Origin of the sequence: Paenibacillus sp. FSL R5-0473 (assembly GCF_038004565.1) — a bacterium.
Taxonomy (GTDB): domain Bacteria; phylum Bacillota; class Bacilli; order Paenibacillales; family Paenibacillaceae; genus Paenibacillus; species Paenibacillus amylolyticus.
In genome coordinates, this window is record NZ_JBBORL010000001.1 from 4,666,362 (window position 1) to 4,690,184 (window position 23,823).

Genomic DNA, 23,823 nt, shown 5'->3' on the forward strand with positions numbered 1-23,823 from the left:
TTGCGTCCTTTTGACATTTCTTAGATTTGGAATACCTTCTATCCTTCCACTTTCACCCGCTGTAAAAACGTCCGGGTACGTGCAAGCCTCGGATTGCCGAAGATCTGTTCTGGTGGACCTGCCTCGGCAATCTCCCCGTTATCCATGAAAAATACACGATCCGCAACGTCACGGGCGAAGCCCATCTCATGCGTGACAATCATCATCGTCATGTTTTCCTGTGCCAGTTGTTTGATGACACGTAACACTTCCCCTGTCAGCTCCGGATCGAGTGCCGATGTCGGCTCATCAAACAGGAGGATGTCCGGTTGCATCATCAGTGCGCGGGCAATAGCTACACGCTGTTTCTGTCCACCGGACAGATTACCAGGGTAGACATCGGCCTTGTCCGACAACCCTACTTTTCCAAGTAATTCAAGACTGCGATGCCTGATGACGCTTGAACTTTCTTTTTTCAAAGTCTTCGGTGCAAGTTCCAGATTATCTTGTACAGTCAGGTGCGGGAACAAGTTGAAATGCTGGAACACCATACCCATACGATCCGTCATCTTGCGAATATCTGCGGCACCCGCGTAACGGCCATTATCAACCAACGTCTGGTCCTGAATGCGAATCGTTCCGCCCGAAATATCCTCCAGATGAATCAGGCTGCGCAGCATCGTACTTTTCCCCGAACCCGAAGGCCCGATCACGGCAATCACTTCGCCTGGTTCCACGTTGAAGGATACCTGTTTCAGTACATCAAGTGCACCGAATGATTTTCTCAACTGATTTACTTCTATTATATGTGTCATATGCAGACAGTCCTTTGATTAATCAGATTTAATTTATTCAAATGAAAACCGCTTCTCCAGTGCCTTGAACAGCACGGTGAGTACGAGTGTCATGAGCAGATACATAATCGCTGCCACAAAGAAAGGGATCAGCTGCAAATCGCGATTTACCGCCGCTTGGGCGTAATACAACAGCTCAGGTACAGCCACGGCATAGAGCAGTGCCGTATCCTTGATGAGCGTAATGGACTCATTGGCCGTTGCAGGCAATACTACACGAATCATCTGAGGAATAATGACTTTGGTCATCGTCTGCCACTTTGTCAATCCAAGGACCTTCGCTGCTTCATGTTGCCCCTTATCAATGGAAAGCAGTCCGCCCCTGAAGATTTCAGCGAAGTACGCCGCATAGTTTAGGATGAATGCAATCCCCGCTGCAACAAAACGATCAAACACCAGATACTCTCCAATCACCGGAAGCAACGGTAAACCGAAGCAGAAGAATAGAATTTGGAGCAGTAGCGGTGTTCCTCGCATCACGTATACATACGTATGGGCAATCCACGCCAGCAGTTTAATCTGGCTTCTCATCGCAAGCGTGACCGCAAATCCAAGCGGTACAGATAACACGATCGCTAGCAAGAACATAAAAATGGTGGTCTGCGCACCCTCTAGCATCGGTTTTAAAATGGTCGATAGATAATCCCAACTCATTGTTTTGTCTCCTCTAATCTGTTAACCCCGCATTCCTCTGGGGCATAAATCGCTCCAGCATGGAATACGGGGTCCGTTTTGTTTCTAACTATATATCAGGTGTGTAACCTGCCTATTTCAAAACCTTATCTTCACCCAACCATTGGGTGGAGATTTTAGCCGCTGTTCCGTCTGCATTCAGCTCATCCAACGCTTTTTGCAGCTGATTCAGAAGCTCTTCATTGCCTTTTTTGATACCAATGCCATATTGTTCCGGTGCAAGAGATTCATCCAGCAGTTTGAATGTTCCCTCTTCTTTGGACATGTAGTATCTCGCTACCACTTCATCAATGATGACCGCATCCAGACGTTTTGTCTTCAGATCCGTCAGTGCAAGCACGTTATCCTTAAATTCAGAAGCTTTCACTTTATCCTTCAGTGGACTTGCTGCTAGTGCATCTGCCGCGGAGGATAGTGCCTGCAATCCCACATTTTTACCATCGAGTTCATCCAGCTTTGTGATTGGCGAGTCTGCCAAGGTAATAGCTACCTGACTGTTTTCCAGATACGGCTTCGTAAAGAGCACTTTCTCTTTACGCTCATCCGTAATGGTGTACCCGTTCCAGATGATATCGATCCGGCCACTGTTCAGCTCTGATTCTTTGGAAGACCAGTCGATTGGCTGGAATGTGATTTCTTTACCCATTTTCTCCGCTGCAGCTCTTGCGTAATCAATATCAAAACCAACAATTTCATTCTGCTCGTCCCGGAAACCCATTGGAGCAAACTTATCATCAATTCCTACAACAATCGTGTTATCGTCTTTGCTTGCGGAACTGGAACAACCAGCCACAATCAATACACATATACTAATGAATAATAGTAGAATCGCTTTTTTTCTCATCTCTCGAACCCCTCCATGTCTATAACCAAAACCCAAACGCTTTAGTTCGTTACCACGTTATCAGAGATTTATAATAACATAGCATGGGAGAAGAGTCGAGTCTCTTGCCTATTTCCTTCTATTTCATGCAGCTTAATTGTCAACAATCTGTGAAAAAACCTCTTTCACTTGTGCCGGTTCCACCAGCTTCTCGCGTACAGTCGAATTCCATAGCTCCGGGTTCTGAAGCTCCTTTAATTCCGTACCTGTCCATTGTTGGGCAGATTCACGACGTAAGGTATGGCTGGTATTCTCAAACTGGTAGACGATCTGCTCCAGATTATCGATCATAACAAAGTTCGCAACCGCATTATATACGAGTATCCGCTCAAGTTCCTCTGCATCCATCTCACGCGTATCCAAACTATAATTCACTTGGACCGTGAACGTCTCGGGGTACAGTTGGTAACCATTCAATCTTTCACATAAAGGTAAAGCCTGATTCAGATGACTAAGGTTTGAATGATCACCCATGTAGGGACTGCGATATTTGGCTAAAGCGGCAAAATCATGTGTCAGCGGATTCTGCTGCTCTTCCTCGTACTGAGCCTGTTTCGCCTCGATCTTCGGATTAACGAAGCCTTCAACAATCACTAAGCCAATGATGCCCAACACAACAAGTGTTATAATCCATATGTTTCTAATTCTCATAACACATCACTCACTTCATACTTGCTAACGATCCGATACGCCCGATGCACTACCAAAGGAATGATAACACTCAGTAATGGGATGGCAAAGGCAATGACGATCACAGCAAACTGGTAGGGTCCATCCACCTGAATGGGTCGATTAAACCAGATGTTGCTTCCGAATCGCAACGCTGCCTGCGTCCCCCATAGTACGAGTATTAATGCCGCCCACAACCACCATATTCTGCGATTCCACTGCACTAATGCAGGGATTCGAATAACCGTGGTTTTCACGGAAGTTGCAGAATCATTCGACTTGTTGATCAACAGATACAATACATACATGCCACCAACTATGAGACTCACGATCATAAGCAGGTTGTTTATGGCGGAGCCTTGCATCAGCACTCTCATTGGAATGGTAATGATCCAGGCTATGAGGCTATAAATTAGAGCAGACTGCAACAGCGCTGTCCAGTAAGGAACACGTTGTACCCTTCGATGGTCACTCATCACTTCATCCATACCAGCGATGTGCTGGATGGCGGTCTGGAACGCCTTCTCTTCACTCATCCCCTGCGAGATATAATCGTCAATCCGCGCAGCGAGATTGCTGTGAATCTCTTCTTTTAATTCTCGATTGTCCAATGTATCTGGTGCGTGAGCGAACAGACGATTCACATGACGGGTGATGCGAGCATCCAATCTCATAGGTCTTCATCTCCTTTTTCTCCAGTGACAATCATACAATCAATCAGTGCCTTGGCTGCCTGCCAAGCTTGAACCTGCTCTCTATAGGCTTCGAGGCCTTGCACTGTAATTCGGTAATATTTGCGTCGTCCTCCCTGTGTCTCTTCCCCCCAGTAGGACTCCACATATCCACTCTTCTCCAGCCTCTTCAAACTGGAATAAAGCGTAGGTTCCTTCAATTCAAACTGCTCTCCGCTCTTACGATAGATCTCCTTAATAATGCTGTAGCCATAGTTATCTGCGGGTATAAGTACACTCAGAATGATGGGGTCAATATTGCCCCGAATCAGATCACTGTTAATCACTTGCACATCCATCTACGAGTTTCACCGACTTTCTTCCGTCCTGTGTATACTATAAGACACATTACTATGTCTGTAAAGGTAATATGTATCACATGGTAAATATACATCGCAAGAGTAACACTAGCAACATTCCTCTCTTGCAAATAAAATTCTTCAATCCGATAAGAACATTGACCCCATTGTTATTTCTTTCAACTTTGCTTATATTATCCGGCTGTAATCCTACTCCAAGTCATGGTACAAACAAAACTGCCTCACCCTCAACTCTTTGCGAGAAGGTTCATTCCAGTTAGCGCAGGAAAAAGGTACTCATTATTATGGAGCCTTTGCCCGCTGGACTTCCCCTCAAAATTCCCAGGTTTCCTTGGGTGATACCTCTTTTGCCATTGTTATCCGTGGTGTGGAAAAAAATAAAAACAAACAGGGCCCCTCCAATTTTGGAGAGGCCCTTACGCATTTTTATCTATTGCTGCACTTTCTCGCGATCTTTCCCTTTATCGGATTCCCCCGCGTTTTTGTTCGCGGCATCGCGATCCTGCTGCATCTCTTCCACTGTTTTCACCTTAAGACGTGCTGCACCTTCATATTCCTTTGTTGGAATCAAGTCACCTGCAGCAAGTCTTGCTTCTGCAGCTGCAATCGCATCTCCGTACTGCGGCAACCACTCGGCCTGTGCAACGAGCATCTCGTCGACCATCTGCCAAATTTCTTTTGGATTACACACGGCACCCACCAGCGGGTCCATCATAAACGCCTGACGAAGTAATTTGTCATCTCCGTTGACCGCTGCTTCAACCGCGAGGCGTTGCACGGAAATACTCACATTACATACCGCAGCCGGACCGAGTGGCAGATCGCCTACACGTGGCATGGAGATGCCGTTGCGGTCCACATATCCCGGTGCTTCAATAATCGCATCATCCGGCAGGTTGGAGATGACTCCATTATTAACGGTATTGAAATGTCCACGATAGACACGTCCCGTCTCAAGCCCTTCAATAATGTACGAACCGTGCTCCTCGCCCCGTTTTTCCGGAATGAATTGCATCGGTTCGTCCTTCATCCAGTTAGGAAAATCAGTCTCAAACCAGTTGCGCCCCTCGGTACACACCCGCAAATATCCACCCGTCTCTCCGTTGATCCAGTTGCCCAGGTCGATCCATTCGTTAATCTCTTCCGGACGTTTGCGGTACCACGGCACATATTCACTCAGATGACCATTTGATTCCGTGCTGTAGTAACCGAAGCGGCGCAGCATATCGATCCGCACTTTCTCGGTGCGGCTGTACTCGGGATGTTTTTCGAAGGCTTCGAGCAGATCACCTGTAAGATCCTTACCTTCATGAGAAGCCTGGATATACCAGGTCTGATGGTTGATGCCGGCACAGACAATATCCACTTCACTCTTTTTCAATCCAAAAGCTTCCGCAATCTGATGATGACCATGCTGTACACCATGACACAGTCCGATCGTCCGCACACCGCCGTACTTGTTGCAAGCCCATGTCAGCATCGCCATCGGATTGGAATAGTTCAAGAGCAGTACGTCGGGTGCACTCTGTTCACGAATATTTTTACAGATGTCCAGCATCTCGGCGATTCCGCGTTGTCCATACATAATGCCGCCTGCACACAGCGTATCGCCGACACATTGATCAACACCATATTTCAGTGGAATATCCACATCGGTTGCAAATGCTTCCAGTCCCCCAACACGAATCGTACACAGTACATACTTTGCATCTTTCAACGCTTCTTTCCGATCCGTTGTTGGCTGAATCTGAATCTTCAATCCATTCTCACGGATATCCCGCTGACACAGCTCAGTCACCATGTCCAGATTGTGTTGGTTAATATCGCAGAACGCAATCTCGATGTTGTTAAACTCGGGTACCGTGAGCAAATCCCTTAACAATCCCCGTGTAAATCCGATACTTCCTGCCCCGATAAACGCCACTTTAAACGACATCCCTATGTCCTCCCCTAATCCGAATCTTTCGCTTCGGTTAATGACTCTCTTCATGAAATCATTGTACCAACCGCATATAGGGAAGCGTTATCAAAATCATGACCTGTTCAAGATCTTGTTGTCAAAAATCCTAACTTTTATGCGCCATATCCACTAATCAATATGTATTCGAAACAACTGCAATCGGCTCATTCATCGGACGGGTACTGACTGACATGTCGTTCCATAGAGGAGCGAAATTCAACCGGCGTACGACCTGTATATTTTTTGAACAACATATGAAAATACTGACGACTGCCTACTCCAACATAGTCAGAGATTTCCGAAATCGGAATATTGGTCTGCTGAAGTAGCATCTTGGCCTTTTCCATTCGAAGCATCGTCAGGTAGTCGGTAGGTGTGCGCTGCGTGTGCTGACGAAAAATACGATGTAAATAGCCTGGATGCAGATTAACTGCTGCCGCAATATCCTTCATCTGAATGTTGCGATCCATATTGTGATGCATGAATTCAATGGTTCGTTTGACGTACAGTTCCGCCTGATCTGGCGCACTCCGGCTCATTTCTCCGCGCAGACGTGCAACACGGACCAGCAACTGCACGAACAGCGTACGCACCAGCATACCCTGTTCGTGGGACGAGAGATTCCGGGCTTCCCGGTGATGCGACCTTTCCTCTAGTGGAATGATCTTCATCGGCACAGTTGATCTTCCTTGCTCCAGTAGACCACGCTGATCGAGTTCCAGTACCAGACTTTTCATAATATGATACACTTCTTCCGGGTCAGGCAGTACCAGATATGGAGAAGCATTAGTGAGTAGAGTGTGGACTTCTTCCTCTTCCAGCGCAAGCTGACGGATAGATAACTGTCCAGGAGGCGAGTCTGAGAATCCAAACTCCACATTGAGCATCCGGCAAGGGACACCATCTTCCACCAGTAAACGGTGCGGGACACCTGCGTCCAGCATAATGAATTGCCCTTTTTTCAAAACGGCCTGCTCCGAACTCCCCTCCGGCATCTGCACATCCACCCGGCACATTCCCGAAATAATATACATGATCTCTGTGGAATCATGATAGTGATAAGACATACGATAGTTGTCCCATTGCTTGTAATAGTACGCGTAAAAACGCGGCCCGCAATCCTCTGTTCGCAATGCCTCTTGATACAGGCTTCCTGTCCAAGGCTTTGTGATACTCATATCCATACCTCCATTCCTGCAACGATCGATCCTCACTTTTCTCCATTGTAACAATTCTGTCGGGTGGATATAAACTGTCTTGGTTAAAAGCCTTATTGTATTATTTAATTAGATAAATATATAATTAGTATACTATCTAATCCTTTATGTAAACTGTCTATACTTAAGGAGGTTTCCACTCATGAGTACCACCTTTCATTTGGTACGACACGGTCTCAAAGAACGACGAATCGGGGATGTCCCCCTCACTTCCGAAGGGGTTTTACAAGCCGAAGCCACAGCACTTCATTTTGCCAAAGCCACCTCTCTCATTACTAAGATCCTGACCAGCCCACTTCGACGAGCCCAAGAAACCGCAAATATGATTGCCCGCCACACCCATTCCCATATAACCGAAGATCCTCGCCTGCGCGAACGTGCCAATTGGGGCCGATTGCCCGGATCAGTCATTTGAAGAATTCATTGCGATGTGGGATCGATGTACGTCTGAGCCAGATTACATTCCACCCGTGGGAGACTCGGCCAAACAGGCTGGTGAACGTCTGGCCTCCCTCCTAACCGAATTAGCTAATGAAGAGCCAGAGAACAGTAACATTATTGTGGTTACACATGGTGGACTTATTACTGATTTTCTGGTGCAAACCTTTACCGAGCGCGAGCTTAACGTCTGGCATTCCGATTTTATAGCTATGCAGAACCAATTGATCCCCGAGTGCTCCATCACCACATTGATCCATGATCAAGGTAAATGCACCATTGAAGCGTTTGCTTCTACCGTGCATCTAGACTCTAACGATGTAAAAGAATAATGTAACATGGATGGCTGGGAACGCGCCAAGCTCTACCCGCAGATTCCAATGTAAAAAAGCTCTGAACCCCCCATGTGCGAGACACATTGGGATTCCAGAGCTTTTAAGCTTCGATGCCAATTCTTAAAAATGCCAACGCTGCTTTACGTTACAGGCTCAGATGTTGTAGTGCTATCGCTAGGCAGTGCTCATCCGGTCTGCTTACTTTCCGCCCTTACCTGGCGTGTAGAACTTAGGTAGCGTTACTTTCGACCAGTCCATATCCGATGCCATGTAGAAGGACGGATAGGACGGCTGATTGTATCCACTGTTCTGTCCGGCAATGCCCACACGATACATCGCATCATGCATGAGCGTGTACAACTTGCGGTCCGTTTTCTCGGTACTCAGATAGATACGAATCGCGGAACTGTCCGTGGTTCTCACCAGCATCTCTTCCCGCCAATCCCCGAAGATATCAGCTACAAGAGAAGGTGTACCTTTGGTGTGATTGTTAGTCAATGTGCCTGTTGCCGTCAGCAACGTGCCACGATTCCAGTCTTTGATGGTTGGTGTAACATCAATCGCACCATCTACGATCTGTGTCGTCATATCTCCAGCCCAGCGGATATTCATATTCGTGCCCGGTGCCTGATCACTGATTTTCTCACCCTTAGCTGTCCACAAACCTACAGCCCATGTCTCCAGCCCACGGCGAGTCGGATCAACATCACCCACCATGCCGCGACCGGTATCTTTCCCCGTGTACCCACCATAGATTACTTCTCCGGTCTTCGCATCACGCAGGGAATAGCCGTATGGCGCCCACGGACCACCCTCGTGAACCATGAAAATTTCAAGTCCCGGACGATCCGGGTCGATATCTGCCACATGAAGTGCGTCCCCATGACCCAGACGGGCAATGGTTCCCGGTGTAGCACTTTCGGCAGGCATCAGGTCTGTGGAGCTGTACAGCACGCTACCGTCATGATCAATTGTAGCGGAGCCATAGATAATCTCCTGTTTGCCGTCTCCATCCACATCCGCCACACTGAAATAGTGTGCACCTTGAGTGGTGATGGAACCATACTGCGGATCTGTGCCATCCACACCATGCGGTCCGTCATTGAATGGGTTCTTCATTGGCGTCCAGCCGCTGTCCACTTTCCATTCCTTTTTCAGCTTCTTGCCGTCCCAATTGTAGGCAACCATCGTTGAACGTGTATAGTATCCGCGTGCAAAGATTGCAGACGGTTTCTTGCCGTCCAGATACGCCACGCCTGCCAGGAAACGGTCCACCCGATTCCCCGGTTCAATCCGTGCCATGGCATAATCGCCCCACATCAGACCATCATCATGACGCTCGGGTTCATATGGAATGGTCTCCAGCTCTTTGCCTGATTTACCTTCAAATACCGTAACATACTCCGGTCCATCCACAATAAAACCTTCAAACTTGCGCAGCTCATTGCGGTTACTGCGTTCTACTGCGTACACATCAATGAAGTAGTCGGCCAGACTCTCGGCATCTTGCTGAGATAATGGGTAGTTATATTTTTTCTCAATTCCAAAAGCTTCTTCCAATGTCGCAGGCCAGTTCCCCTTCACAACCTCATCGTGTTTATGCCAGTTTCTGAACATATCCACCACGTGATCGTAGTAACCATCCGCACTTAAACGATAATCATCTTCGTTCGAGTACCCTGCCTTGCGATCCTGCTTCGGAAGCGTGATGTACTTCTCGGAGGTTACTTTTCCTTTTTTGTTATATTTGATAATCTTCGTACCCGGAGCGGTCTTGAACATCATCTCAGCCTTGCCATCCCCGTCAAAATCATAAACGAGCATCTGTGTATAATGAGCACCTGCACGGATGTTGACCCCAAGATCGATCCGGTACAACAACTGACCGTCCAAGGTGTAAGCATCAATATAGGTTTTACCGGTGTATCCTTTCTGCGATACGTCCTTGGCATTGGAAGGGTCCCATTTAACGAAAAACTCATACTGGCCATCCCCGTCCACATCCCCCACGCTCATGTCATTGGCGGAATACGTATAAGCTTCTCCCGCAGGTGTCACGCCATCGGCTGGTTTTTGCAGTGGAATGTCCACATAGCCGTTCGCCCAAGGTTTGACTAATGCACTGCGTTTGCTTTCCTTGCCCTTCTTGTTCACCGCCGCCACTTCATAACGGGAAGACGATTTACCCGCGGCATCTACATAGTTGGTGCTGTCGGTGACGGTAGCGATCTTTTTGCCATCACGATAGACGTTAAAGTCCGTACCTGTCAGCCCTTTGTCGCTATACCCTGTGGCCTCGTCACCAAGCAATCTCCAACTGAGAAAAACACCTTCAGATGTCGATGCAGCCACCAGTCCCCGATCCAGATATTCCAGTTGAATCTCTTTCACGTGACTGCCCCCCTTATGTGATTGCAGGCCAGCCTCCGTCGCCCCATTACCGTTCGAAGCTTCCGCTCCGGTAATCCCAGCGGTTCCTCCAATGAGCAAAGCTACGCTGAGTGCCGAAGAGAGCACCTTGGCTGCAAGTGGCATACGAGCCTTCCTGCGACCGGATTGCCGACCTGACACCGATCCCTTATGTACCGGCGCTGTTGTTTCTGAGTTCATCCACCTTCACGCTCCTTGAGACAGAATGGGTAACGCTTGTACACATCGATGATGATTAGACGTTCGATAATTCATAGAGGCCTTCTTCGAAAGAAGGTTTCAACCCACAATGATTACGCTTACAAAATTAAAAAAAGAGAAATCAGCTTGCCCGACTACCAGAGTGCGGTCCCCCTTCCATTCTCTTTCCAATCCGAGCGAGGTGATCCCGCCCATCGGGTTCTATTATAGACATCCTGTCTGCCAGACCCTAGGCAAATATCCGTCCAAAACGATTAATAATCAGTGTTTTTAGGAGTCATTTGGAAAATCAACCCGATGACGCTTCAGTCGGAAGGATGATTTAAGCTCACCGCCAAGTTTTTCTAACGAATCTCAAACACCCTATTGGGGCGTTATACTCCAACAACGAATCCTAACGAATCTCAGCAATCTTATTTGGACCAAAACGGGTCTAAGGGGATCAAAATCCACCCAAATTAACTGAATAGCGTGTCTACGATTCGTTAGAATTTTCAAATGCATCAATTCAACTAAATAGCGTGCCCTCTGTTCGTTAGAACAGAAATAGGGCTGCCCCCTGATCATTTTCATAACCAGAGGACAGCCCAGCCTGATACATCCGTTCTCACATCCTAATTACGGATCTCCAAGCGATTCTAAATATATTTTGATGTGAGAACTTCAATCTAGAATGACTCTTTTGACACTCCCACCCCTAAAGGGGCAAGATCACTAAAGTGATTGGGATTCTTAGCTAAGCTTAACGTCCTCATTTCATTTCTGCTTTGGACAGATGCTAAGATTAGGGTATGCCATTACCCCTCCTAAGACAGTGCATATAGCATCTTAGGCTGATTGACTGTTACCGCCAATCACAGTTGCGTAGCGAATATTCATCGCCCCAACGATATCACGATGTCTCTTGAATCCACATGGGCACGTATATCTTCTATCTTGCGCCTTGTTCTTTTTTGAACACTCTGGACAGGTTTGACTTGAATATGCAGGGTTCACATATTCCACTTTGATCCCTGCCATGTTTGCTTTGTATTCAATGAATTGTGCCAAACGGTAGAATGACCATGTGTGTAGATTCTTTTCGTTTTTACGACTTGTTCTTGTCGTCTGCCTAATATTCGTTAGTTGCTCTAAGCGAATGACAGAAGTCTTATTTTCGACTGCGAAATTAACGATTTCACGACTGACTTTGTGGTCTTTGTCTTTCATCCATCGTTGTTCTTTATCATCTAACTTGCGAATAGCGTTCACTTTCTTTTGTTTTCCTAGTTTTTGACGAACACTACGAAACTTCCGTTTCTTGTATTTGTTTTCTCGCCCATTCCCAAAGAATCGAGCGTGATCATTATCTGTGATGGCTACGGCAGGGACTTTCAGCCCTAAATCAATGCCCAAAATCCGCATACCCGTTTTTTCAGTTATTGGCATGGTGACAGCAATTTGGGCTATCCACTTACCTGAGCTTTTCGTGACACGGAGCGTACCAAGTTTATGCTTCAAAAGGTCAACGTTTCGATGGTCCTTGTCGATGAACAATGCACGAATTTTTAAACGCTTAGATTTTCCCTCTACCATGAATGGAATGGAAATGTGCGTGAAGTCAAGAGAATAGTTTTGGTTATTCCATACGCAAATCGGTTTCTTTAGGATCGGTATGATTGCGTATTTACTTTTCTTAACTTTGTTAGAGAAGACACTATTCGCATCTTTAATCGCTTGATTTTTTACTGCACTTGGTAGATTAGCAGGAATGTCTTTTGTTGTCTTCTTCAACCTTTTCTTTTCTTCTACCATCTCGGCCACGAGTGTATTAACAACTCGGATATATTCATGACTACTTTGTTGCAATAGTTGGATCTGCTCTTTAGTCGGCAGCAGCTTTACCTTAACCGTTAGGGTCTGAGACAGTTACTTCACCCCCTTGTCTTTTGTTGTTCAACATAACGCTTGATGGTCTCACTTGATACATTTCCAGCGGTAGAAACAAAATAGGAACGTGTCCACAAACTGGGCAAATGCAGAAGGTGTGGAAACTCTTCTCGTAGTTTTTTTGATGTGACTCCTTTTATTTTTGCCATGATATCAGCAGGGCTTAATGTTGGAAGTGCATTGAGAAACATATGTGTATGGTCTTTGTCGCACTCCATGGCAACAATCACAATTTCAAGCTCTTCACATACCTCATGCACCAGTTCCTTGAAGCGCTGTTCTACCTCTAATTTGAGAAATATCTTTCTTCTGTATCGTGGGCAGAACACAAAATGATAGTTCAACAAAGATACGGTTGTGTTTGTTCTTCTATATTCATTCATATCTATATTGTATCAGTTTAATAGATGAATTGAAACAAACTAAAAAAATTAAGAAGGCAGACATTTCGGATACTTGAAGCATCACAATAGTGATACTCCGTATCCGACCTCACTTTCATCCCACATCTAAAGAATTGGGCTTTCTCGTTCGGGGATTCTGTAATGCATAGCAAAAAACCGCGATCCTCTAACACACAGAGGATTGCGGTTAAGTCAGTTACAAATAAAGTTTAAGGCTCAATACCCCATACCAGGTTTCCACCTTGGTGGAGTGTTACCTTATTCCAATCCTGGTAGGATGTTTTCGTTGGATCGAAAGAGTAGTCATTCGTCTCGTCAAAGTTGGACCAGTCTGTTTTGTACATGCGAAGCTGGATGTCTCCAGTCTGTCCACCAGCCTGAATGCTGCCAGCTGCAGATGTGAAGCTCAGCTCCACATACGAGTCTGTGAAGGTCCGCTGGATATTGGCTCCGCCAACTTGAGCGTAATCGATGGCAGAATCCATCGCAGCTGAGCCTTCTTTGGAGAAGTAATAACGGATCTTCAGATCACTCAGATTCACAGCAGTACTACCCAGATTTTTGATGTTGAAATACGGTTTGATCTGGCTATCTTGAGCATTGGTATCTCCAGCACGATATTGCACGACAAGATCACTCGTTGGTACAACGACACTTTGAGGTGTCGCGGAAGCTACAGCAGAATTGGCACTTTGCCCTGCTGCATTCACTGCACTTACCACATAATGATACGTTGTGCCGTTCGTCAGGGCAGTGTTGGTGTAGGACGTACCACTCACATTCGCCGCGATCGTTGTGAACGGACCTGTTGCACTCAGCGCGCGTTTCACATCATAACTTGTTGCACCTGTAGAAGCGGTCCACGTTAGGCTCACCTGTGCATTGCCTGCAGTTGCTGTGAGAGCAGTCGGTGCAGCTGGCGCCGTTACACCTGCAACAGGTGTAGCTGTTGCTGTTGCAGAGTTAACACTTTCACCTACTGCATTTGTTGCCGTTACCACATAATAATAGGTTGTACCATTGATCAGACCGGTGTTGCTGTAAGATGTTCCACTTACATTAGCTGCAACTGTTGTGAATGGACCTGATGCACTCAGTGCCCGCTTCACACTATAACTTGTAGCCCCTGTAGAAGCAGTCCACGTCAAGGAGACCTGAGCGTTACCGGCAGAAGCTGTCAATGCTGCTGGTGCTGCCGGAGCTGTTGTTCCGCCCGGAGGATTGCCTCCACCGTTACTTGCAGGAAGTACAGGGAATGCGTTTTTCACCAGTGCCACGAATTGATCATGGAACCAGTGACCCGATACCGGAGCATTAGGCAATGCACCTGTTAATACACCATCCCGAGTTGTGAAGGTTGGATCACACATCCGGTCGAAACCTTTGCCTTCGTTATTCGGAATTTCGGAGCTGGAGCCATCGGATTCACCCGGAGGTTTCACCCATACATAAGCATCCAGATGCGCTGGTCCTGGTGCAGCCTTAGGTGCTTCACCAATACCTGCACCACTGGCATTACACCAGTTCCCCCGATGCTCCCGACGATCTACACGTCCAGAATTCACATAATCGTTGATGTTGCTGCCCGTAGCAGATGCTGGACGGTCTACCCCGCCCCACCCATTCCGGCTAGTATCAATCAGGAAACCTGTGCTGCTTGGCCAGCCAGCTTGTACGAAATCGGCATACAGGGCAGCGGTGAAATCGGTTTCGTCAAAATAAGGATTCCACTCATAAAACTTGGCAGATTTAATCGGTTGTCCACCGATATTGAGATCAGGGTTAGACAGGTTCGGCTCCCCCAGCGGTGTAGTGTTTGCTGTATTTGTAATGAAGCCATCTGCACTGCTCAGACCTGCGGCTGTCCCTTGCACAACACTTGTATACAGCGCAACTGCTGCAGAACGGTTGTTATCCCATCCAAGCCAGCCGGAGTGGCCGATATCCAGATAGTTGTACACATTTGGAATGGCGTGCAGCTTGTCCAATGCATACTTCACACCCGCCTCATAGATACCTGTTGAGCTGGCTTGACCACAAGCTGGGGTACTCAGGTTGGTCACGAGGTTAGGCAGACTGTCCGGTTCAATGACAGCAATAATACGAATATCCTGATACTTCGGATCTGCGAAGATATCTGCGAGCACATCAATATAATCCGTTTTATATGTCTGCAGTGCTGCCTGTGTTAGTGGAAGTTCACCATTCGATGCGAGTGCATGACAATCCCGTCCAGGCAAGTTATAGATAACAAATGAAGCCGTTATAGGCGTACCCGGTTTCTTTTGAGCGAGAACGGCATCAAGATGTTGCTCTACACTTTTGCGACCAGCGTTGTCCGTCCCGCCATAGATTGCAGCAATCCGGTCAACCCATACTGCGGTTGGATACGATTTGACCGTCTCCATCTTGGCCTTCAACGACGCATCGTTGGTCAATGCAATGGACGTATCCACGAGAGCTGAATAGTCCTCGTTCAGATACGCGGTTGCCCCTACAAATGGATTATCCACATGTGCTTCAGCCGCCTGAGCCAAGCCTGGAGACAGTCCAGGGAAAATCCCCGCCGCGAGCAGCGTTGCTGCAAGCATTTGTTTTACACCTTTGCGCAGGATCTTCTTACCTCTCGATTTGGTTTTCAATTTAGTCTTCATAGTTCCACCTTTCCTTTAGTTAGATTGGGTTGTACTCATGTCTGATCCTCTGTGTCATTATGATGCTTAGCACGAAGAGAACGTTCGGATGAGTTGGTTGTATCACCTCCAAAAGAAATGGTTGTATCACTGGAATCTTGAGCAAACAAATGGTGTGTGAGGGCGAATCATGTGAATGAGTATAATATGGTGGGTGTGGTTGAACGTGTGTTAGACATGAAGAAGTTTGAAAAAAGACTTGTGGGATGTCTAAATCCTAAATTGGGTAAGCGCTTTCTTCAAGCGGTTAAAAAAAAGGTCTTCGCCTATCCATCTACAAACATGATGTTCGGTGTCACCTCCTTATGTTCTGATTATACGACATGTAAATTTTACTGTAAATTGAATTATATAAATTTAATTATATTTTTTTCCATAATTCAGGCAGGAATCTGGACATCCCTTGCTCCAAAAGACACACGAGGTCCATCCTGGCATTCTGCCACAATGAACCTCGTGTTTTCCAATGCCGAATTAACCGTTCGTCTAGCTAGTCATTACATATAATGCCTTGTTCTTATATTCCTACATCTAAGGCAAAACGACAATGTCTCCCGGTTTCAAGCCACTAACCACTTCCGTCTTGTCCCCCGATTCCATTCCAGCCTGGATCGTCAGCGGCTCAGTCTGTCCATTGCCTTTGTCTAACAGTACGTAAGGCTCGGTCTGATCCCGCATGATCGCGAGACTGGACACTACCGTCACTTTATCCTTCCGCATCGTCTCGATATCGCCTTCCAGACTCACGCCTCCATACATTCTGGCGTCCGGCTTCAGATCAATGACCACGTCAAACTGTGAAGCTTGCTTGAGGTCCGTATCGGTACTCTTGCGGGCGAATTTGGACACCTTACTCACCTTCCCGGTGAATTGCAGGTCTTTCTGCGCTGTCATTCGCACCTTAACTGGCATCCCCACCTTGAGCCTGAACATTTCTTCCTCACCAACAATCGTCATAAATTTTAGCTTGCTGATGTTTGTAATAGACCCGATCAGCTGTCCTTCCGTCACCGCACGTGTCTTGCTATCCTCTTCATTCATCTGAAATATACCGGAAGCGGAAGCATACACAACAGACTTACTTATAACTGCCTGCTTTTTCTGTATCTCCTTCTCCTTGAGGACCAATGCTTTTTGGTTCAATTCATTCGTCAGGCGTTTACCTTCCCGATCTGCAAATGCCTTCTTGCGCTCCTCTTCCGTCACGCCAAGGGACTCACTCATATTCGCCTGATCCAGGGTAACCTGATTCATCTTGTTTTCCAGCTGAGCTTTCTCCAGATCACTCTGCAACTGTTCTACTTCCGTTTGTAACGTGGAAGTATCGAGGCTAAACAGGATATCACCTTTGCTCACCTGCTCACCACTTTTCACATGCCACTGCTTGATGTTGGAAGCATACGGAGCAAAGATATCCGTCTGATCGGTGTATACGGATTTCCCCTTCACCTGTATCGTTTGCGTCATCGTTTCCTGTGTCACATCAAAGGTAATCGGGGGCGGAATCTCTATAGGTGCCTCCGGTTTTGGCTTGTACTTTTCATACAGCCAGTATCCTGCACCTGCCAAAAGTACAACAGTGATGATGATTTTAATCCATTTCTTCATGTGCCCAATTTCCCTTTCGCTGATAAAATTACATTGATTTGATCACAGTTAATGCATTGGTCCGAGATGCGCTGATTGCCGGATATATACCTGATACAATGCCAACCAGAATAGCAAAAACGATGCCAAGTGGCAGAGCCGACTGCTGAATAACGACGGTCATCGGACCATTCATCTGATCTGCCATCTGACTCGCCAGCAGACTGTTCACCCCGCCGAGGGCAGCAAAGGCAATCCCCACACCAGCCACGCCGCCCATTAATCCAAGCATCGCTGCTTCCGTAATAAACATCTGACGGATCTGCCACAGATTTGCGCCCAGCACCTTCATCACACCAATCTGTTTACGACGCTGATGCGTAGACATAATCATCGCTACAATAATGGATAATGAGGCCAGCAGCATGATAAAACCACCGATCCCCAATGCCGCTTTTTGGTACATCGCCAATTGACCTGCCATCGCTTCCTCTTGGAACAGATTACTCTGTGTGTTTAACGTCAGCTTTTTAATCTGTTCTTCCACCTGGGATACATAACGTTTATCCTCAACCTTGACCAGAGCTGAGTTAAGATGCTTGGCCGCACTGCTGTCGGCCTGCTGTAATCCAAGCTCATCCTGCAATGCACGAGCTGTATCGAGCGGCAGATATACTTTTTTATCGTTTTGAGCACTCATATCATCCATGTTGGAAGGCTTCATCAGTTCGCCAGACACGCGTATAGAACCACTCATTTTGGTTTTACTCGCATTCGCATAATCTTCATATCGAAACTGAATACGCTGCTGCACCAACTGATCCTGCTTCGCAGACATTTCCGTAAACTGCTCCAAAAGCTCATTGTTATATGGATCAGCATTCAACTGCTCGAATAACTTCTGAGTTACTTTGGGGTCCACGAGTCCAAATGCAGCCCCATAACTGGTTACCGCCATACGACCATCCTCTGCCCCACGTCCCTCAGCATACTTGTATCCAAACCCGCCCAGGGTCTCCAGCTGGGTACCAATGACCTCAACATACGTGCTGCGACCATCCGGAAGCACCATTTCCAGCGAATCCAGCTTTAACATGGGAGCCACGGCAACAACATGGGGTAGTCTTTGGATAATCTGAATCTTTTCCAACGTCAAAGCTCCCCGTTCAAACTTCGATGTCTGACCATTCCCCTTACCGTTCCCAGTACGTATGCCTTCATTGGGCGTAATCGTGATTTCATCCATCTTGTAATTGTCGTTCAATGTTTTCTCGCTATAGGTCTGTACGGACTGCCCCACGCTAAGTGCAATGATCATGGCGGCAGAACCGATGGACAGCCCCATCATGCACAGTAGTGTGACCATTTTTCTGCGAATGATCTGTCCCCAGGCCATACGTGCTACATCCCGTATTCTCACATTTCCTCTCCTTTTGCCTCAAACTTCCCTTACAGCCTCTTCGACCAGTATTCCATGTTGCAGGGTAAGCACAACTTGCATCTGCTCCGCGACCTCTGCTTCATGTGTCACAATGACAAAGGTTGTATTCATATCCCGGTTAAGCTGCTGCAAAATCGCAATAATCTCTTCCTCCGTCTCGGTATCCAAATTTCCCGTCGGTTCATCTGCAAAGATCACCGAGGGTTCAGTAATGAGCGAACGTGCAATACTGACACGTTGTTGTTGACCGCCCGACAACTGGGACGGGAACAATTTTGTTTTTTCACCCAATCCAACCTGTTCCAACAGCTTCAATGCTTTTGCTTTGCGTTTCGAAGGGCTTATCCCCATAAACACCAAGGGTAATTCTACATTTTCCCGGATCGTAAGATTGGACAGCAGTTCATAGGATTGAAAAATAAACCCGATATGACTGCGCCTGAACTCAGCCAGGCGATTCTCACTGAAACGTACAATATCTTGTCCCGCAATTAGAATCTTGCCCTGATCCGGTTTCATCAGCCCCGCCATCAGATTCAACAGTGTGGATTTACCCGAACCAGAACTGCCCAACAGGGCTACCATCTTGCCTTCTCCAATCGTCAGGTTGATATCCTGAAGCACCGGCACAGTTCCCTGGCCATTGCGGAACGAGTGGGATAATTGTTCAACTTGAAGCATTACTGCATTTCTTCCTTTCTACTTGCTAAATATGTACAGAGGTTGTTCAAAAAGATTCGCGTAGCACATTCCCTCTTCATTATAGGGTGGAGATGTATCCGGGCTGGCCCGAGTTGTATCCAACTTGTAACATGTCATAACAAAAAGACCTTGTCCACAGAGCAGATATCGCCAGCTCCATCAGACCAAGGTCTCTAATATTCGTATGCTTTCCGCAGCTTACCAGGCTCTGAAACTAAAGCGGTACATTTCACTTTTATCCACTGAGCTGCTTACAGCAAATAATTCATCGTCATTCCATTTCAGACTGATGAAGTTATCAATATTGCGATAGATCACCGTATCCGACGAAATCTTGCTGTCATTCAGGTAGGCAACATGCAATTCATTTTTCTGATTCTGACTGTCCATCGGGAAAAAGTAAGCTATTCGGGATTCATCTGCATCCAGATCGAAGCTCCAGATCGAACCTTGTAATAACAGATCATACTGCCCCTCTGCTGCATGATACCGATACAGCCCCTGTACCTTATTCATCGTTCCCTGGATGAGCATGTCACCATTTTTCAGCAACTTGTACTGTTGAATGTCTTCCATTGCAGCATACGCCTTCACTTCATGCTCATCCTCAAGCGATACACGATAGATGGCATACTTGTCTTTCAGCATCACCAGTATATAAAACTGCTGGTGATCCTCACTGACCTGCAACACATCCATCACGATAAACGTATCACTCGAACCTTTCCCTTGTTTTGGTCCTGTGAACATGCTCATCAGCTCTTCATACGTGTAGATGACATGACTCGTCCCCTGGCTCAGATCAACTTGTTTAAATAACAGATCATCCTGACCGATGTAGGAGTCGTTCCCTACAAACACTCGATAATACGAGTTGTCGTACGGAAGCTTGCGACGTTCCCCGCTCTGTATCATATACTCATACGTTGTCTTCTGCGTCTGACCTGCCCGATACTGGGAGTAAATGATTTTCTTGTGATCCGGGCTGATCGTTACACCGTAATCCGTATTAGCCGCAATGTTTTTCACTTCCTTATCATCCAGATGCAGAAGAGACAGCTTGAGCCCTGAATAGGAAAATTCCGGCTGATTAAATATAATCGTATTCCGGTCTAACACTTCAAAATCAAAGATCGCAAAATCATTTGGAATCTTGGTAGCCGACTCGATCTGAATCGTACTGCTCGGTGGTGGTGCCAGACGGCTGTTGAACTGCTCACTTGGCAAAATCACCGTTCTTGGTTTGAGATTTCCGAGACTGAATAGGCTCCCAATCCCGAAAATCCCGCTGACAAATGCGATCAACAACCCTGACAGCATCAATCTGTCACGGTTTTTACGCCAAAATCCAGGATGTCTCATGCGTTCATTTCCCCCGGAAGACTGATATTCACTTGTGTCCCTTCCCGCATGATGCTCTTCATCTCCACTGTTCCTCCATGACGCTCAACGATGTTCTTCACAATAGACAAACCCAGCCCGGCACTGCCTTTCTCGGCCCTGTTGATTCCTTTATCCTGGTAAAAGGGTTCAAATACATGCTGGAGCGCTTCAGCACCGATTCCTTCCCCCTGATCACGGATCACAATAGCGATAGAATCACCTAACTGGAAGGATTGCACTTCGATAATGGAGTTCACATCACTGTACTTGACCGAATTATCCAGGATGTTGAGGAAGACCTCTTTCAACTTATCCCGATCTCCCTGTAAATACTGATGTTCCTCCAGCTCATAGTGAATGCCTATATTGTACTTGCTCGCCTTAATCGACATGTCCTCACAAGCTTCACGAATAATATCTGATATATCGATACGTTCGAACCGGTATGCCTGAATGACCGCAGAAGAGACCGACACCTCCAGAATATCCGCAACCATCGTGTTGAGACGCTGGCTTTCCTTGATGATATAATTCATGCCCTTTTCAAAAAAGTCCTGGTCGGTAAATCCGTTATCCCGTAAAATCTGGGCGTACCCCAGAATCGTTGTTAAGGGTGTCTTCAATTCATGCGTCACATTGTCAAAAAAGACTTTGCTTCTCGCCTGTACTTGCTTCACTTCGTCCCGCTCTCGCTCAATCACATCAATCTGCTCCCGAACCCGATCAATCATGACGGTAAAGCTTGAAGCCAGTTCACCGATCTCATCCTTGGTTGTAATCTGAATGTCCGCATTCAAACTTCCTTGGGCCACTTCCGCAGAACGTTTTGTCAGTACACGGATGGGTTGTGTAATTTTCCGGGAAATAAAGATGGATGCGATAAATACAAATACGAAAATAACCGCTGCAAACAGCTTGATCGTATTCTGGAACCGGAGATTGCGTTTGTACAAGTCGGTGTAATCCTTCTCCAACTGCACAATTCCAATCAGTTGTTGATCCATCTGAAGCGGGAAGGACAGACTTGCTGTGACCCGACCTTTATCCACAACTGTGGTATAAGCGATCCGGGATTGTATGGCTTCCTCCACATCAGGATGGTCAGAGCGCTTAGCAACGTTAACCTTGCTACCAGCAGATCCGTAGGGCGAAGCATCGGGACGGTATACCGTAATCTCCCCACCAACGGCTGATCCAATCTGCTCCGCGAGCTCGCGACTCCCTGCTTCGAGCGAGTCTCTGCTCATGCGTTTATTATGTATCAGAAAGTACTGATTCAGCGCGATGTCCAGATTTCTTTTGGATTGCACCATATCCTCATGCACTTCCCGGTACATATTCTCCTGGGCTACCTTATTGGACAGAATCAACAGGACGGAGAATCCGATAAATACAATGACCGAGAATAGCACCACCATTTTGAACTGGATCGTCCACTTCATGTCTGTACCTGAATATTCAGCTTGTACCCCACACCGAATACCGTTTCAATCATCGAAATGCCTTGCACACCACTATCCAGTTTCTTGCGAATCCGTTGTACATGAATGTCCACCGTTCGGGTATCCCCTGCAAAATCAAATCCCCATACCTTGTCCAGCAGTTCAGAACGTGTATGCACCTTGCGATGATGGGTCACGAGAAATAACAACAGATCATATTCCTTATTCGTGAGTCCGGCCCGTTCCCCGTCTTTCCATACTTCCCGTTCATCCTTGCGAATCTCAATATGCTTGCCTAGCCTTACCACCTCATAGGACTGATTCTCCAGTGTCTCGCTGATCAGATCAATCCGGCGAAAAATCGCCCGAATGCGCGCAACCACCTCACGGATATCAAAAGGCTTCGTGATATAATCATCCGCCCCAAGCTCCATGCCAAGTACCTTGTCCAGCATGTCCGACTTCGCAGTGATCATGATGACAGGTATCTTGGAGTTCACAGATAGTTGCCTGCACACATCAAAACCGCTCATATCTGGCAGCATCAGATCCAGCAGGATCAGATCCGGCTTCGAATCCCGAAGCAGATCCAGACCCTCTTTTCCCGTAGCTGCTTCCTTGATCTCAAATCCTTCCTTACGTAACGAATAGGACAAAATATCGCGTATGGACTCCTCGTCCTCAATAATTAAAATCTCTTTTTGTCTCATGATACTTTCGTAATCTCCCTGCTCTATGAATTTCCTTCATCTGCCTTTATTTTGTATCCCAAGCCGTATGCTTGAATAGAGGGAAGCACGAAATGTTACAACTCCGATACAACTCTGAACCTTTTGGAAACAACCACCCGATATACTTGGATCATAAAGAGACTCATACCAGACCGGACCCAAGCCTGATCTGTATCCAAGGGGGATTCACATCATATGAACAGCACTCAAATTAATGATGCTTATATCAACTATAAATCAGAAATCACAAGGTATCTATCCCATATCGTCAAACAACCGCAAGATGCAGAAGATCTGGCACAGGATTGTTTCATTCGACTAATGAACGTTACCGTGGATATCCCTGAAGATCGCATTCTCTATTATCTCAAACGCATTGCCCGTAACCTGGCGATGGACAGCTTCCGCAGGCGGACCCGTACACTCAGACGAGACAGCCGTCTGGAGGTACCTACCCATCACGTCGATACATCCCACCTTGAAATTAGCGAAGGTGTTCATGATCTTGTTTCCCATATCAACAACACCGAACATCGTAAAATATTAGAACTTCGCCTCATCCATGGATACTCCATTAAGGAAACGGCAGAGCTGGTGAATCGCAGTGAAGGCATGATTAAATCCTCTGTCTTCCATGCCGTCAATCGAATTCGGGCCAAAGTCATCTCATAAGAGATGGCTTTTTATTTGCGTAAAATCAATATGCACGCAGAATTGGATGGATTATGACGGGACCGAAATACCTATGGATATGTCAAAAGACCCAATTTTACAAATATCGAGTTAATTTTTACAAATTGT

The 23,823-nt window shown here is 46.7% G+C and carries 21 protein-coding genes; 3 read left to right on the top strand and 18 right to left on the bottom strand.

Annotation, left to right across the window (positions count from 1 at the left end; translation table 11 throughout):
* Positions 1 to 38 precede the first annotated feature (38 nt).
* From MKY28_RS20555 to MKY28_RS20590, 8 genes are all read right to left on the bottom strand, one after another.
* The gene (locus MKY28_RS20555) at positions 39 to 794 is read right to left on the bottom strand and encodes an amino acid ABC transporter ATP-binding protein (protein WP_340936828.1); all 756 of its coding nucleotides are present in this window, start codon (positions 792 to 794) and stop codon (positions 39 to 41) included.
* A gap of 33 nt (positions 795 to 827) precedes the next feature.
* Entirely contained in the window at positions 828 to 1,487 is a 660-nt protein-coding gene (locus tag MKY28_RS20560) for an amino acid ABC transporter permease (RefSeq protein ID WP_340936829.1), read from the bottom strand.
* Between the two features lie 112 nt (positions 1,488 to 1,599).
* Positions 1,600 to 2,370, bottom strand: a complete 771-nt coding sequence (locus tag MKY28_RS20565) for an amino acid ABC transporter substrate-binding protein (RefSeq protein WP_340936830.1) — start codon at positions 2,368 to 2,370, stop codon at positions 1,600 to 1,602.
* Between the two features lie 132 nt (positions 2,371 to 2,502).
* Complete coding sequence (locus tag MKY28_RS20570) at positions 2,503 to 3,060, bottom strand: DUF4825 domain-containing protein (RefSeq protein WP_340936831.1); 558 nt, start codon at positions 3,058 to 3,060, stop codon at positions 2,503 to 2,505.
* Positions 3,057 to 3,752: a permease prefix domain 1-containing protein gene (locus tag MKY28_RS20575; protein WP_340936832.1), complete on the bottom strand. Its 696-nt coding sequence runs from the start codon at positions 3,750 to 3,752 to the stop codon at positions 3,057 to 3,059. Before MKY28_RS20575 ends, MKY28_RS20570 begins: the two co-directional genes overlap by 4 nt.
* Complete coding sequence (locus tag MKY28_RS20580; protein ID WP_315937999.1) at positions 3,749 to 4,108, bottom strand: PadR family transcriptional regulator; 360 nt, start codon at positions 4,106 to 4,108, stop codon at positions 3,749 to 3,751. The genes MKY28_RS20575 and MKY28_RS20580 overlap by 4 nt, the downstream gene beginning before the upstream one ends.
* Before the next feature lie 451 nt (positions 4,109 to 4,559).
* Positions 4,560 to 6,065: an alpha-glucosidase/alpha-galactosidase gene (locus MKY28_RS20585; protein ID WP_340936833.1), complete on the bottom strand. Its 1,506-nt coding sequence runs from the start codon at positions 6,063 to 6,065 to the stop codon at positions 4,560 to 4,562.
* Between the two features lie 188 nt (positions 6,066 to 6,253).
* On the bottom strand, positions 6,254 to 7,267 hold the full coding sequence (locus tag MKY28_RS20590) for an AraC family transcriptional regulator (protein ID WP_340936835.1): 1,014 nt from the start codon (positions 7,265 to 7,267) through the stop codon (positions 6,254 to 6,256).
* 181 nt (positions 7,268 to 7,448) lie between these two features.
* Here MKY28_RS20590 and MKY28_RS20595 point away from each other — a divergent pair, with 181 nt between their 5' ends.
* Complete coding sequence (locus MKY28_RS20595) at positions 7,449 to 7,721, top strand: histidine phosphatase family protein (RefSeq protein WP_340936837.1); 273 nt, start codon at positions 7,449 to 7,451, stop codon at positions 7,719 to 7,721.
* A gap of 13 nt (positions 7,722 to 7,734) precedes the next feature.
* Positions 7,735 to 8,076, top strand: a complete 342-nt coding sequence (locus MKY28_RS20600; RefSeq protein WP_340936839.1) for a histidine phosphatase family protein — start codon at positions 7,735 to 7,737, stop codon at positions 8,074 to 8,076.
* Positions 8,077 to 8,277: 201 nt separating this feature from the next.
* Here the strand turns inward: MKY28_RS20600 and MKY28_RS20605 are convergent, their stop codons facing one another.
* The 10 genes from MKY28_RS20605 to MKY28_RS20650 form a co-directional block, all read right to left on the bottom strand.
* The gene (locus MKY28_RS20605; protein ID WP_340938000.1) at positions 8,278 to 10,614 is read right to left on the bottom strand and encodes a rhamnogalacturonan lyase; all 2,337 of its coding nucleotides are present in this window, start codon (positions 10,612 to 10,614) and stop codon (positions 8,278 to 8,280) included.
* Positions 10,615 to 11,538: 924 nt separating this feature from the next.
* Positions 11,539 to 12,618, bottom strand: a complete 1,080-nt coding sequence (locus MKY28_RS20610; protein WP_047840511.1) for an RNA-guided endonuclease InsQ/TnpB family protein — start codon at positions 12,616 to 12,618, stop codon at positions 11,539 to 11,541.
* Between the two features lie 5 nt (positions 12,619 to 12,623).
* Positions 12,624 to 13,022 (bottom strand): IS200/IS605 family transposase, encoded by a 399-nt coding sequence (gene tnpA / locus MKY28_RS20615; protein WP_340936840.1) that lies wholly within the window; start codon positions 13,020 to 13,022, stop codon positions 12,624 to 12,626.
* Positions 13,023 to 13,252: 230 nt separating this feature from the next.
* Entirely contained in the window at positions 13,253 to 15,697 is a 2,445-nt protein-coding gene (locus tag MKY28_RS20620; RefSeq protein WP_340936841.1) for a glycoside hydrolase family 6 protein, read from the bottom strand.
* Positions 15,698 to 16,267: 570 nt separating this feature from the next.
* Complete coding sequence (locus MKY28_RS20625; protein WP_036606321.1) at positions 16,268 to 17,344, bottom strand: efflux RND transporter periplasmic adaptor subunit; 1,077 nt, start codon at positions 17,342 to 17,344, stop codon at positions 16,268 to 16,270.
* 28 nt (positions 17,345 to 17,372) lie between these two features.
* Entirely contained in the window at positions 17,373 to 18,743 is a 1,371-nt protein-coding gene (locus tag MKY28_RS20630; RefSeq protein ID WP_143781292.1) for an ABC transporter permease, read from the bottom strand.
* A gap of 18 nt (positions 18,744 to 18,761) precedes the next feature.
* The gene (locus MKY28_RS20635; RefSeq protein ID WP_036606319.1) at positions 18,762 to 19,445 is read right to left on the bottom strand and encodes an ABC transporter ATP-binding protein; all 684 of its coding nucleotides are present in this window, start codon (positions 19,443 to 19,445) and stop codon (positions 18,762 to 18,764) included.
* A gap of 219 nt (positions 19,446 to 19,664) precedes the next feature.
* Complete coding sequence (locus tag MKY28_RS20640; protein WP_340936842.1) at positions 19,665 to 20,828, bottom strand: hypothetical protein; 1,164 nt, start codon at positions 20,826 to 20,828, stop codon at positions 19,665 to 19,667.
* Positions 20,825 to 22,291, bottom strand: coding sequence for a sensor histidine kinase (locus MKY28_RS20645; protein WP_340936843.1), 1,467 nt, complete (start codon positions 22,289 to 22,291; stop codon positions 20,825 to 20,827). Before MKY28_RS20645 ends, MKY28_RS20640 begins: the two co-directional genes overlap by 4 nt.
* Complete coding sequence (locus tag MKY28_RS20650) at positions 22,288 to 23,001, bottom strand: response regulator transcription factor (protein ID WP_036606313.1); 714 nt, start codon at positions 22,999 to 23,001, stop codon at positions 22,288 to 22,290. Before MKY28_RS20650 ends, MKY28_RS20645 begins: the two co-directional genes overlap by 4 nt.
* 216 nt (positions 23,002 to 23,217) lie before the next feature.
* Between MKY28_RS20650 and MKY28_RS20655 the strand changes: the two genes are divergently transcribed.
* Entirely contained in the window at positions 23,218 to 23,694 is a 477-nt protein-coding gene (locus tag MKY28_RS20655; RefSeq protein WP_036606312.1) for an RNA polymerase sigma factor, read from the top strand.
* Positions 23,695 to 23,823 lie beyond the last annotated feature (129 nt).